A 13,061-nucleotide genomic window follows, 5' to 3' on the forward strand; every position below is an offset into this window, starting at 1 on the left:
GGAGGCCCCGCACCTGCAGGCGGTCTTCGCGGCCATCAAGTGTGTGGCGGCTTCTGACGACACCTGCCCATCGCGCCCGAACTTGCCGAAGACGCCGTATCGGTGGTCATGGCGGGCGTCGCCACCGAGCGGTGGCGCGACGATCACGGCGCCTCACGCTAACGCCTCCTGCCGGACAAAAGGTGCGGAAACCCGCTGTTAGTAGAGACATGACATTCCTCTGAAATCCCCCTGTGGCGGGGGAGGACCGTCAAAGGGAGTGCCGACAGAACCTGACCCACCTCTGAATCCTGTTCCCTTGAATCGCCGTAGCCGACCGGCAAGGCTGAATTCCACGGTCCGGAACGGCTCCCGGTACATGTCCCTCGCGGCGGTACGCCACCGCTTGCAGGCAGAACCGGAGTCAGTGCGCCAGGCTCCTCGGCCAGCGCCGTCGGACCGAGGCCGCGGAGATCAACTCCGTGGGCCGTACGGGCTGTTCAGACGGCCCCCAAGCAGCGTCCCGTCGGCCTCCCCCCGGGGTCGGCGGGACGCTCCCGGCAACGCCGGCCCGTCTGTTCCAACAGCCGCGTGGCATCTTCCGCACGACGACTTTGGGACACACGCGATGGTCGACACACACACCAAGCCGGATACCGGCCGGCTCACCGAGGCCAAGGACGGCCCACCGAGGGGGGAGCGGCCGCAGAAACTCAAACGCACCATCGGCGTCCTCGGCGGCACGTTACTCACACTCTCCTGTGCGACCCCTGCCTCATCCCTGTTCGTGCTCGTGCCGGACCTCTTCTCCAGCATCGGCACTGCCACGGCAGCCACTCTCCTGGTCAGCATCCTGCTCTGCGTCGGAGTGGCCTTCTGCTACGCGGAGCTGGGCACACTCGTTCCCAGCGCCGGCGGCGAATACGCCATGGTCTCCACCCTCACCGGACGCCTCACGGGGTGGCTGGTCTTCGTCATGTCATTGCTCGTCGTCATGATCGTGCCCCCGGTCATGTCCGAGGGGGTGGCGGACTACCTCGAACCCGTGGTGCACATCCCCCGGTCCGTGGCCGGTGCCGCGGTGATGCTGCTCGCCACCCTGGCAGGCCTGCTCGATCTGCGAGCCAACGCCTGGATCACCGGCATCTTCTTCGTCCTCGAAGTCGTCGCGGCGGCAGTCGTTGCCGTCCTCGGCTTCGCGCACACCGAACGCGGCGCCGACAGTCTCCTCCACGGAGTCCTTGACCGGAACGGAAGCCCGCACACGGTCACCCCGATTCTGATGATCTCCGGAATCGCCATCGCGCTGTTCGTCATGCAGGGATTCACCTCCGCCGTCTACCTCTCGGAGGAGATGGACAACCCGCGCCGTAACGTGGCCCGCACCGTGCTCGCCACGCTCGCCATCGGCGCGGTGATCGTCCTGCTTCCCACCATCGGCATCACCCTGGGCGCGCCCAGCCTCCCCATGCTCACCGAAGGCAACTTCGGGGCCATGCTCGCCGTGTGGGGCGGACCCGCCGTCGCCACGTTCGTCAGCCTGTGTGTCGCGCTGGCCATCATCAACGCCAGCATCGTCATGGTCATCCAGAACTCACGCGTTCTGTTCGCCTCCGCTCGTGACCAGGCCTGGCCCACCCCCCTAAACGGTGCACTCGCCCGGCTCAGCAACCTGGGCGCCCCCTGGGTCGCCACCCTGGTCGTAGGAGTGCCCGGTGCGGCGCTGTGCTTCGTCAACCTCGACACCCTCTACGGCGTCACCGGTGTCTCGGTCACGGGCATGTACCTCCTTGTCGCCGTCGCCACCCTCTTCGCACGCCGTGACCGCTACCGCCGGACTCAGGCCTGGCGCATGCCGCTGTGGCCCGTGGTCCCGCTCGTCCTCGTCGTCGCCCTGAGCTACGTCCTGACCCAGCAGCGCAGCGACTACCTGCTGTGGACCGGCGGCATCACCGCACTCGCCGCCCTCTACTGGGCCTGTTACCTGCGGCCCCGCCAGGACACCCGATGGCTGGTGACCATCCCCGACGACACCCCGGATACCCCGGATACCCCGGACACCCCAGACGCCACGGATGTCATGGCTTCCACCGGCCCCCGGTAGCCGGATGGCACCGCCGCCTCTCACCGAACCATCTCCCGCGCCCGCGACAGCGCGTTCAGCACCACCCATCAGAAAAGGATCCGCACACCCCATGGCACGCACCCCCGCGATGCACCTGCTGAAGTCAATGGCAGCCGAACACAAGGCGGCCCGGCGGATGCGCATACCGGCCGATGAACTGCGCGGGCTGCGTGCCGACGCGGCTGCCGGAAGCGGCAGCAGCAGACGCGAACTCCTCAAGCGCGCCGCCGCCACCGGAATCGCCACGGCCGGTTTGGGCCTGGCCGGCACCCCCGCGTACGCCACCGGTCGGCCCGCCCCCACCCGCCGGCCTGACAGCACCGCACGTATCGCCGTCATCGGCGCAGGTATCGCAGGTCTGGTCGCTGCCCTCACGCTCAAGGATGCCGGCGTCGACTGCACCGTCTACGAGGCCAACCCGGACCGTGTGGGCGGCCGCATGTACTCCCAGACCGCACACTGGGCGAACGGCCAGACGTCCGAGATCGGCGGCGAGCTCATCGACACCAGCCACACCAGGATGCGTCGGCTCGTACGACGCTTCGGCCTGAATCTGGAGGACCGAGAGCAGGCAGCCCCCTCCGGGGCCCGCGAAGTCCTGTGGTTCAACGGCACCTACTACCCCCGCACCCAGGCCGACCGGGACTTCCAGCCTGTGTACCGCGCACTGCGCCGCGACGCCGAGGCCGCCGGAGTCGTCACCTGGGAGCACACCACTGAGGCCGGTACCGCGCTGGACAACATGACGGCACGTGAGTGGATCGAGTCCCGGGTGCCCGGCGGCTTCGCCTCACCTCTCGGCCAGTTCCTCGATGTCGCCTACAACACCGAGTACGCCACGGACACCACTGAGCTGTCCGCACTCGCCCTCGTCCAGCAGCTCAGCGAACAGGACGACCCCGCCCACTTCGATATCTTCGGCGCATCGGACGAGGTGTTCCACATCGCCGGCGGAAACGACCGGCTTCCGCAAGCCATCGCTGCCTCCCTGCCCAGCGGCACGGTCAAACTCGGCTGGTCATTGCAAGCCGTACGTGCCAACACCGACGGTACCCAGACCCTCACGTTCACCGAAGGCACCACCACCCGTACCGTCCACGCCGATCACACCATCCTGGCCGTCCCCCTGGGCGTACTCCAGCGCATCGACCTCACCCGGGCCGGCTTCGACGCCCGTATGACGCATCTGCTGCGTGCCGCCCGCATGGGCACCTGCACCAAGCTCAACATGCAGTTCACCAGCCGCCCCTGGCGTGGTACCGGTCCCTGGCCCGGCATCTCCGCCGGGGACTCCTTCACCGGCGATGACGTCCAGCTCACCTGGGAGACCACCCGCACTCACCCGGGCCCCAGCGGAATCCTCCTCCAGTACGGAGGGGGCTCCCTGGCCGAGAACCTCGCCCCGGCAACCCCGTTCTCCACCGAATCCGACCCCTACGTACGCCGACTCGTCCAGCGGACGCTCAAGGGCATCGACGCCTACTACCCCGGCACGCAGGAAGCCTGGAACGGCCGCGCCCAGCTCTCCGCCTGGCACCGTAACCCGTACTCCCACGGCGCTTACACCTACCTGCCCGTCGGCTACATCCACCGCTTCAACGGCTACGAGGCCACTCCCCAGGGCAACATCCGCCTCGCCGGCGAGCATTGCAGCATCGCCCACCTCGGCTTCATGGAAGGCGGCGCCGAAACCGGCGAAGCTGCCGCGGGAGAACTCCTCAAAGCCCTCTGACGGTCCTCAACCGCATTCCGCGCGCTCGGGCGCCCGACGCCGACGACGTCGGGCGCCGGGTCCCTGCCCTGCCCCACGCCCCGGAGGGGCCATTCGCGTCGTATGGCAGCGAAGTACAGCCAACATACGGTGCCGAAGTACAGCGAAGTGCGGCAAGGTCAGTCGGCCACGCCGAGGTCTTCGCGCATGATCCGGCGCATGGCGGTCAGCCGGGGTTCTGCGGCTTTCAGGTCGAGGAGCGCCTGTTCCGCGCTCTCCCCGTCTCTCGCCAGACCGCGATCGATGCGCTTGGCGGTGGCGTCCACCGCGGCCAGGACCGTGTTCACCTCGCGAGATGCGGTGAGCACTGCCTCGGGAACGACCATCTGGGCCTCGGCGTAGCGGTCGCGGTAGTCCCGCCGTGCCTCCTCGACCTGGGCTCGGTCGTCGTCGGTGTAGACCCCGTCCCGCAGGCGATGGAGGGCGTCCTTCAGCATCGTGTGGAAGTGCCGGGAGGCACGGTTCATCGCGGTGTACGCGGAGCGCCGCTCCTCGAAGAGCCGTCTTCTCTCCTCGGCCCGGATCTCGTTCGTCCGCTGGCGCTTTGTCGCCCATGTCGTGACCAATGGCGCCAGGAGTGTGCCGAGCACTCCGACGATGGCAGTGGCCATGGCAGCTGTGGCGGTACTCATACCGGCGACCCTAGAGGCTGCCCGTGGTACCTGGTACCCGTGTTTCCTGGTGCCCATGGTGTGGGCTGGGGGCTCGATATCGTTGGTGGATCGGCGAGTTGGGGGTGGCAGTGGACGGGTTTGTGTCGGTGGTGTTGTCGGCCGTCAGCACGGTGAGTTCGGGGGCTCTTTCGGGGGCCGGCGGGGAGGTGGCGCGGCGGAGTTCGGAGGCCCTGTTCGGGTTTCTGCGGCGGGCGCGGCAGGAGCGTATGCGGGAGGGGGAGGGCGAAGAGGGAGCGGGAGAAGCGGCGGGTCCGGAGGGGGAGGGGAGCGGGCGCGGGATGGAGATCGGGCGGATCGCGTTGCCGGTCAGTGAAGGGGAGCGGCGGGCGGCGGTTGCCCAGCTCTGGGAGGTGGCCGCCAGGTCGCCCGAGTTCGCTCGTGAGGTACTGGCATGGGCGAGAGAAGCCCAGTGGCTGGCACCGCGCGCCGTTCCCGCCGTGGCGCACGGCGCTTCCCGGCCGCAGATGCTGCTGCCGACGAGCAGGACCTTCACCGACCGCGAACCCGTGCTGGACGAGATCACTCGGTTCGTGGACGAGGAGTGCCGGACCGAGGGTGCGCCGGCCGTGGTCTTTCTCAGCGGACCCGGTGGCATCGGCAAGAGCGCTACCGCCACGCACTGCGCGCATCAGCTCAAGGTGCGCTACCCGGACGGCCAGCTCTATGCGAACCTGGCGGGCGCATCCGGGGCGAATGCGGCGCGGCCGACCGATGTGCTGGTCCGGTTCCTGGAGCGGCTCGGGGTCGCGCCGGAGCGGATGCCGGCCGATGAGGAGCGCCAGAGCGGGCTGTACCGCGACTGCCTGGCGGACCGGCGGATGCTCGTCGTGCTGGACAACGCGAGTTCCGAGTCACAGGTCGAGCCGCTGTTGCCGGCCTCGTCGGGCTGTCTGGTCATCGTCACCAGCCGGCTGCGGCTGGGGCGGCTGGCGGCCGAGCGAGGGGCGCTGGCCCGTACGCTCCCGCCGCTCTCCCCGGCGGACTCGGTGCGGCTGCTCACCCGGATTGTGGGGGACGCCCGGGTGGCCGGGCGGGAGGCCGGCGCCCTCGCCGTTGCCGAGCACTGTGCCGGGCTCCCGCTTGCACTCTGCGCCACCGGGAGCCAGCTCGCCGAACGGGAGCACCTGACATGGGAGTTGATGGCAAGGCAGCTGACCGAGTCGGAGTCCGCGTTCGAGTCCGAATCCGGGTCCGCGGCCGACAGGCATGATGTCGACAGACGTCAGAGGGAGGCCGGTTGGGTGCGTGAGCCGGAGGAGCGGGCGCCGAGGGATGTGGTGCGCCGGGTCTATGACGTCAGCTATCAGGGGCTGAGGCCTCCGACTGCCAGGCTCTACCGGCTGGCGTCGGTCTGGGCGTGGCCGAGCCTCACCGTCGGGATGGCGGCCAGGGCCGTCGGCGTCGGGGAGGACGAGGCGCGCGTGCTGCTGGAGGAACTGGCGCGGGTGCATCTGCTCGAAGAGATCGACGAGGAGCGTTACCGCTTCCACGACCTCGTACGCGAACACGCCCGGCAGCTGGCCACGGCCGAGGACCGGCACAGGGACCAGGCGGACGCGGTCCGGCGTATCGTCGGTCGGCTGCTGAGACAGGCGGCGGAGGCCGACTTCCGCGTCATGCCGCAGCGTTGGCGGCTCGGACCCGCGTACCGTGAGCTGAACGGGCCGAGGGATAGCGGGCCGACGGTGGGCGGGTCGACGGGGAGCGGGCCCGAGGACGGCCGGGCCGCGCTGGCGGAGTTGCGGCGGGAGCGTGAGAACCTCGCCGCGGCCGTGCGCGCTGCCGATCACTACGGCTTCGACGCGCTGGTCTGGCAGCTGTGCGAGGCGATGTGGGGGCTGCATCTGCGCCTGGGCTTCCACGAACAGTGGATCGAAACGCACCTGCTGGGGGTCGAGGCCGCGCGGCGGCACGCCGCGGAGTTCGGCGACCCGCGGGCGGAGGGACGGATGCTGGTCCAGCTCGCCTTCGCCTACATGGGGGCGCGCCGGGCCGACGCCGCACGCGAGGCCCTGGAACAGGCCGGGGCGGCCGAGGAACGGGCCCGGCATCACCGCGGCCAGGCCAGTGCCGTGGAAGCCCTCGGGCTGCTGCGGTTGAAGATGTGGGACTGGGACGGGGCCGAGCCGTGTTTCGAGGAAGCGCGGCGGGTTCTGGGTCGTATCGGTCCGGGAGAGGAAGGCGCGGGGGACGTACCGCGTGCACTGGCGCTTCTGGAACACCACATCGGTCGGGCCCAGCGCGGGCAGGGGCGTTACGCGGATGCCGTCCGGCGGCTCCACGGCGCACTCGCCCGATTCCGGGCCCTGGACGGCGGCGACCTCTACAACGAGGGCCGGGTGTATATGAGCCTGGGCGAGACGCACCTGGACGACGGGGAGTACGAGCTGGCCCAGGTCTGTCTCGACCAGGCCATCGCCACGATGGGCAGCGTGGGCGCCGAACTCCAGCACGCCGACGCCGCGGAGCTGCGGGCGCGGTGCGCCGAGGGACTGGGGGACTCCGGCGGTGCGACGGCGGCCCTTCGGACCGCGGCCGAGCTGTACGAGAAGGCCGGGGACCACGTTTCGCTGGCCCGGGTGCGGGACCGTCTCGGGGAGTCGGAGTAGGCGGGACTTCCGACACGACCTAGGGGAGCTGAACGGGGGCTTCGGTCAACGGCTCGACGGTGAGGGGGTGGCGGGCGGTACCGGTCACCACGGTGATGCCGGGTGAGGCCTCGGCGAGTGACTTGCCGCTGCTGAGCCAGGCGTGCAGGGCGGACGCGTAGGCCGCCGGATCGCAGAGATCGGTCCGGCCGGTGTCACTGCTGCCGCCGTGGGCCGGAGCCGCGGTCAGCCGGACCAGCTCACCGCCGCGGGTGCGTACGGTGCAGCGGTCCGGGCCGTCGATGTACGCGGCGAGCCGGCAGTACGGGTGACGGCTCAGGACCTCCGAGGTCCAGACAGCGGGCGGCCCGACTCGGGGGTCCTCCGCGACGGCGTACCGCAGGATCACATCGGCGATGCTCCGCCGGCCGGGCTCCCTGGTGTCCTCGTGCACCGCTATGTGCTGGGAATCGGCGGACCCTTCCTCAGGAGGGAACTCGGCGTCGGCGTAGCGGGTGACCGCGATCTCCGGCGGGTCGCCGCCGAGCAGCCGTGCCAGCACCTGTACGGGCGCGGTGCGTTCGGCGGGCGCGTACGACGGCAGCGGCAGCGGCTCCAGCAGCGCCGGCCGGTCCTCGGGCTCCGGGACGCCGATGAGGCCGTAGAACAGGCGCCGCAGCTGACCGGCCGATTCGCCGGGTGACGAACTGGTCTGGGCCGCCAGGTACGCATAGCGGTCCGGGGCGTGGCTGTTGATGGCCTGGTCGATCTGGCCGCGCAGACTGCCGCGCCGGCGGAGGTGGGGAGCCGTGCGGCCGAGGCCGGCGACGGGCGAATCGGGGTCGAGGGCGTGCTGGGGAAAGGCACCGAGGAGGACGGGCACGCCGAGCGACGCGGCGTAGTAGGTGACGCTGCTGTGGTCGCCGAGGACGCAGTCTGCCGCGATGAGCGCCTGGCGCCAGCTCTCCAGCGGTGGGATCAGCGTCAGGCCGGCTCGTCGGGCCCGGTCCAGCCAGGCGCGGACCTGGCCGGGGCCGTGCCCGTACCAGATGTTGGGGTGGAGCACCGCCACCGTGCGGTACTCGTCGGCGGGCAGCTCACCGGTGAGGCGGGGGAGGAGCCAGGGGAGCAGGTCGTCCTCATTTCCCTCCCCATTCCCCTGCGCGTTGGCCGTCCCCTCCGAGTCCGTCGTTCCGTTCCCGTCGCCGAACAGGGAGCGGGGCGACCAGGTGGAGCTGAGGACGATCAGGCGCTGTTCCGGAGTGACGCCCAGGGCGCGGCGGAAACGCTCACGGTAGGGGAGGGCGTCGAGTATCCGGTCGTAGCAGGGGTCTCCGGCCAGCACGGCGGTCGGCGCGGCTTCGGGGCAGGCGGCCGCGAGCCGTTCGAGCTGTTCGGGGTGGGACAGGACCGTGGCGGTCGCGAGCGGGCGCCCGTCGTGCAGGAGCCACTCCGGCGAGAGCCCGAAGACCGGTCCGGTGTCCGGCCGTCCGGCTGTCCGGGTCTCGCGGTCTGGCTGTCTTGGTGTCCGGTGTCCGGTGTCCGGTGTCCGGTGTCCGGTGTCCGGTGTCCGGTGTTGCGAGCCTTTTATTGTAGCCAACGCCGTGCGAGAGGACGGCCAACTTGCCTTGCAAGAGGTGGAGTTCGCCGCCGTAACTGGCGGATATCGCCAGGTCCACCGGTGTCTCCTTCGCCTGTTCCCACGGGAGCACCGGCAGCCCGGTGGCAGCGAGGAGCTCGGGCACGCCGGCCAGGAACGGTGAGGAGCCGGTGCAGGTGACGAACAGCTGCACACGGAGATCGGAGTCGAACAGCGGCGCCACGTCCAGCAGCCGGGTCGCGGAGGTGACGTTGTGTACGACGAGCAGGACGCGTCGGTAGCCGGCGCGGGTGACCCAGCGCTCCGCATCCGCGCCAACCGGAACTCTGAGCCGCGCCATGTCCGTCACTCCGGTCACTCCGCCTCTCTCCCGCGTCTCCTCGCCGTGAGGGACCTGTGCCACTCGTTGCGCGTGATGCTACCGGGGTGGTGGCCGTGGCAGCCGGGTCCCTGCTTGAAGGGGCGGAGGGGCTGGAAGACTTCGGGTGGCAGATCGGAAGGGTCGCGGGGAAGGGCACCCCTGACGGCAGAGGGTCCCCTGACGGCAGAGGGGCCTGTGACGGCAAAGGCCCCCTGACGGTGCCGGGCTCAGTCGTCGAGGAGGTTGTCCGGTAGGTGCACCCCGTGGTCGGCCAGGTAGGTGAGGGGGTCGATGTCCGAGCCGTACTGGCGTGTGGCGCGGACCTCGAAGTGGAGGTGGGGTCCGGTGGAGCGTCCGGTGGAGCCGCTGTAGCCGAGGCGGGTCCGGGCGTGGACCCGCTGGCCGGGGTGGACGGTGATACGGGAGAGGTGGGCGAAGAGGGTGTAGTGGCCGTCGTTCATCCGGACGGTGACGGCCTTCCCGTAGTCGCCCGACCGATTGGTGTGGACGACGGTGCCGGAACCGACGGACCTGACCCGGACCCCGGGGCGGACGGCGAAGTCGACACCGGTGTGGCGGCCGGCCTGCCAGTCGCCGGGGATGCCGTAGGGCACGCTGATGTGGTAGTGGGTCCAGGCCTTCAGCGGGCGGGTCCAGACATCGTCGGGGGGCCAGGGCTCGGCGGCGGGCGCGTGCGCGTGAGCATGCGGGTGCGCGGGCTCGGCGGCGGGCGCGGCGCGGATCGCCTGAGGCACCGTCAGGATGAGGACCGAGCCGAGGGCCACCGGTGTGGTGACGCGCAGCAGCCGGCTGCGCAGCAGGGTGCGCGGGCGGCTCGGGGTGCTCTTACGGAACGTGGTCATAGTTGCGAGCCCACGCCTTGTGGCGCGCGATCGCATCCCGGGGAGGGGTGGTGGGCCGCCGATCAGGTGGTTGGTCATATTGCGGGGTGCCGATCAGTGGCGGTGGACGTTCGGTGTACCCGGTAGCTGTCGGGGCGTCAGGGGCACGACTGCGCCGATGGTTTACTGCTGCTCCGATGGTTTACTGCGCCGACCGTCTACTGCCGGCTGTTTCCCGCGTCAACTGTTCGGTCGACTGCTTGGACGACCGCACCGGCGCCGTCCTCGGCGGCGCGGCGGCGGGCGGCAGCGGCGGCGTGGTCGCGGCGGGCGGGGGCGCCGGTGACCTGGGCGAGGGCGTGGGCCAGGCGGGCGACCGCGCGGTCCGGGGGCAGCTCCTCGGTCAGCTCTTTGAAGGGGATCGGGGCGGTGGCGACACCCAGGGAGGCCAGTCTGGCGGCCCAGAAGGGCTGGTCGGCGGCGACCGGCACGGGGACCGTCGGGACGCCCGCGCGCAGACCCGCCGCGGCGGTGCCGGCGCCGCAGTGGTGCACCACGGCGGACATGTGCGGGAAGAGCAGGGCGTGCGGGACCTCGCCGATGGTGAGCACGTCGTCCGTCGGGCTGGTGGCAGGGGTGCCGCCGGGTGGACTTGCGGTGAGCCCGGCCCAGCCGGACTGGAGAATGCCGCGGACCTTGGCGCGGCGCAGAGCCTGTACGGCCAGCTCGCTCAGACGCTCACCGTCGCCGTTCGCCGCCATGCTGCCGAAGCCTATGAACACCGGGGGCGGCCCGGAGGTGAGGAAGTCCCGTACGATGGCGGGGAGTTCAGCGTCGGGGGCATGCCAGGGCCACCAGTTTCCGACGACGGCCAGGGGGCTGGGCCAGTCCCCGGGTCGGGGCACCAGGACTTCGCTGAAGCCGTGCAGCACCGGTCGGCCCTCCGCTGCGGCGCGACGGCGGACCGTACGGGGCGTGGCGGGCGGCAGGCCGAGGCGGGTACGCAGGTCGCGGGCCGCGTCCTTGTACAGACGGTCGACGATACGGAGGGAGAGGCGGCCGGCGGCGCGGTTCCCCCAGCGGCCGAGGGAGCGGCCGCCGCTGACGATGGGGGCGAAGTCGCCGGTGGGGGCGTTGGGTACGAGGGGCAGCTCCAGAGCGGGGATGTCCATCGCCTCGGCCAGGTGTCGGCCGAGCGGGGCCGTGGTGGCGGAGAGCAGGAGAAGTTCGGGGCCGGTTCCGGTGCCCTGCGGGGCGGCGGCGTCGGCGATTCCGGCGCCCAGTTCCTTGATGAAGGCGGCGGCCCGGCGCATCAGGTCGCGTTTGCCGGTCGGGGTGCCGTGCCCGGGCGAGTCGGGGTCGGTGTGGCTGGGGCGGCCGGTGGTGCGGTGGGTTCGGGGGTCGGCCGGCAGCCGGCGGAATTCCAGGCCTGCGGCGCGTACGAGCGGCGCATAGGTGTCATGGGTGGCCAGCGCGACCTCGTGGCCTGCCTCGCGGAGGCGGGCGCCGACGCCGGTGTACGGGGCGACGTCGCCGTACGAGCCGGCGGCGGTGATCAGAATCTTTGCCATGGGTTCGTCAATCTCTCGTGAGTCCCTTGTCGGGCCTTCGTGAGTCCCTCGTCGGGCCCTCGCCGGCCGTCAGTTCCTCGTCAGTCCTGGTCGCTCTGCCGCACGGCGTTGGCATGCACAGCCGTGCGCAGATACGGGGCGAGGCCGGGGCGCTGTTCGGTGGGTGGGACGACGAGGGCGAAGGCGCGCGGATCGGCGGCGAAGTCGTCGGCTATCCGGCCGTGCATATCGGTGGGGCACGGGGTGAACCAGCGACTGATGTGCTGCCGGTGCTCCTCGGCGAGGTCCATGGCGTGCTCCCCGTCCGCCGGCGCCTCGGTGTCGAAGGCGGTGAGCAGTCGCCGCCGCCAGTCGGCCGCCTCGGCCATGAGCTTCGCCCAGTCCTCCTTGGAGTGTGCGGCGGCCCGTGCCATCGAACGCTGATGGCCCTCGCTGTGCTGCCACTTCAGGTGGGCCTCGGTGGCGTAGGTGAGGTCGAAGGCGACCTCGCCGAAGACCTCGAACCGCTCCTCGGGCGTCAGCTCCACCCCCGTCTGCTGGACCTCCATCGCCTGCTCGGCGACCTCCACCAGCCGCTGCAGCTTGGTGATCTGGTCGGTGAGCAGGCGGTGCCGGGCACGGAGGTGGTCGAGGGCGTTGGCCTGCGGGTCCTCCAGGATCGTGGCGATCTCGTCGAGGGGGAAGCCGAGTTCCCGGTAGAAGAGGATCTGCTGGAGCCGGGCCAGGTCGGCGTCGCTGTAGAGGCGGTAGCCGGCCGGGCTGCGGTCGCTGGGGCTGAGCAGGCCGGCCTTGTCGTAATGGTGCAGGGTGCGCACCGTGATCCCCGCGAAGCCGGAGACCTGCCCGACCGAGTAGCTCATCGCAGCACCTTTCGTTCTGCCGTCGTGTACGACGAGTTGTGTACGAGGCGTCGTGTACGGCGATCAGGGTGCGGCCTGACGTTAGGTGAGGGTCAAGCGGGCCGCAGAGTGGCGCGAGGGAAAGGACCTCAGGGAGAGGACCGGGGAGCGGTGTGAGGAAGCGAACCCCACGTCACCCCTCCCCGTACCGCTCCTCCAGCACCGAGTCCACCAGCGCCCGTACGTCCTCGCGGTCCAGCCCCTCCGCCCGGGCGCGCTCCATCCAGGAGCGGAGTTCCGCGCGGAGCAGAGTGTCCGCGGCGGACTCGGGGCGGGCGAGGGTGCGGCTGACGAACGTGCCGAGGCCGGGGCGTGGTTCGACCAGGCCCTCGCGCTCCAGTTCGCGGTAGGCCTTCAGGGTCGTATTGGGGTTGACCTTGGTGGTGGCGGCGACCTGCGCGGCGGTCGGCAGACGGTCGCCCTCCACCAGGGTGCCCAACCGCAGCGCCTGTTTGACCTGTTGGACTATCTGGAGGTAGGTGGCGACGCCGCTACGACGGTCGATCCGGAATTCGACGACGCTCACCACCTCTCTGCTGATTCCGCCGTTACGGCTCTGCCCGCCATAACAGCTCTCACCGCTCTGTCCGTTTCCGGCCGGGACGGGCGGCTCGACCGATTGATGATCGGGCCGCCCGTGCCGGGTGTCAA

Annotated in this window: 9 protein-coding genes; 3 read left to right on the forward strand and 6 right to left on the reverse strand. The window is 70.7% G+C overall.

The window, feature by feature from the left end:
- Positions 1-607 precede the first annotated feature (607 nt).
- Positions 608-2,083: an APC family permease gene (locus ACFY12_RS17290; protein WP_390716612.1), complete on the forward strand. Its 1,476-nt coding sequence runs from the start codon at positions 608-610 to the stop codon at positions 2,081-2,083.
- A 91-nt stretch (positions 2,084-2,174) separates the two neighbouring features.
- Positions 2,175-3,836 (forward strand): flavin monoamine oxidase family protein, encoded by a 1,662-nt coding sequence (locus ACFY12_RS17295; protein ID WP_390716613.1) that lies wholly within the window; start codon positions 2,175-2,177, stop codon positions 3,834-3,836.
- A 158-nt stretch (positions 3,837-3,994) separates the two neighbouring features.
- On the opposite strand, the gene ACFY12_RS17300 is transcribed toward ACFY12_RS17295, so the two are convergent.
- Positions 3,995-4,507, reverse strand: coding sequence for a hypothetical protein (locus ACFY12_RS17300; protein ID WP_390716614.1), 513 nt, complete (start codon positions 4,505-4,507; stop codon positions 3,995-3,997).
- Between the two features lie 320 nt (positions 4,508-4,827).
- On the opposite strand from ACFY12_RS17300, the gene ACFY12_RS17305 reads away from it, so the two are divergent.
- Entirely contained in the window at positions 4,828-7,158 is a 2,331-nt protein-coding gene (locus ACFY12_RS17305; RefSeq protein WP_390716615.1) for an NB-ARC domain-containing protein, read from the forward strand.
- 19 nt (positions 7,159-7,177) lie between these two features.
- On the opposite strand, the gene ACFY12_RS17310 is transcribed toward ACFY12_RS17305, so the two are convergent.
- The 5 genes from ACFY12_RS17310 to ACFY12_RS17330 all read right to left on the reverse strand — a co-directional run bounded on the left by ACFY12_RS17310 (position 7,178) and on the right by ACFY12_RS17330 (position 12,939).
- Positions 7,178-8,737, reverse strand: coding sequence for a hypothetical protein (locus ACFY12_RS17310; RefSeq protein ID WP_390716616.1), 1,560 nt, complete (start codon positions 8,735-8,737; stop codon positions 7,178-7,180).
- A gap of 588 nt (positions 8,738-9,325) precedes the next feature.
- Entirely contained in the window at positions 9,326-9,961 is a 636-nt protein-coding gene (locus ACFY12_RS17315) for a M23 family metallopeptidase (protein WP_390716617.1), read from the reverse strand.
- Between the two features lie 197 nt (positions 9,962-10,158).
- A complete protein-coding gene (locus ACFY12_RS17320) occupies positions 10,159-11,511 on the reverse strand; it encodes a glycosyltransferase (RefSeq protein ID WP_390716618.1) in 1,353 nt (450 codons plus the stop codon).
- A gap of 80 nt (positions 11,512-11,591) precedes the next feature.
- Entirely contained in the window at positions 11,592-12,371 is a 780-nt protein-coding gene (locus ACFY12_RS17325) for a MerR family transcriptional regulator (protein WP_390716619.1), read from the reverse strand.
- Between the two features lie 172 nt (positions 12,372-12,543).
- Positions 12,544-12,939, reverse strand: coding sequence for a GntR family transcriptional regulator (locus ACFY12_RS17330; RefSeq protein ID WP_390716620.1), 396 nt, complete (start codon positions 12,937-12,939; stop codon positions 12,544-12,546).
- Positions 12,940-13,061: the final 122 nt, after the last annotated feature.

The sequence above is a fragment of the Streptomyces sp. NPDC001339 genome, assembly GCF_042895955.1.
GTDB lineage: Bacteria > Actinomycetota > Actinomycetes > Streptomycetales > Streptomycetaceae > Streptomyces.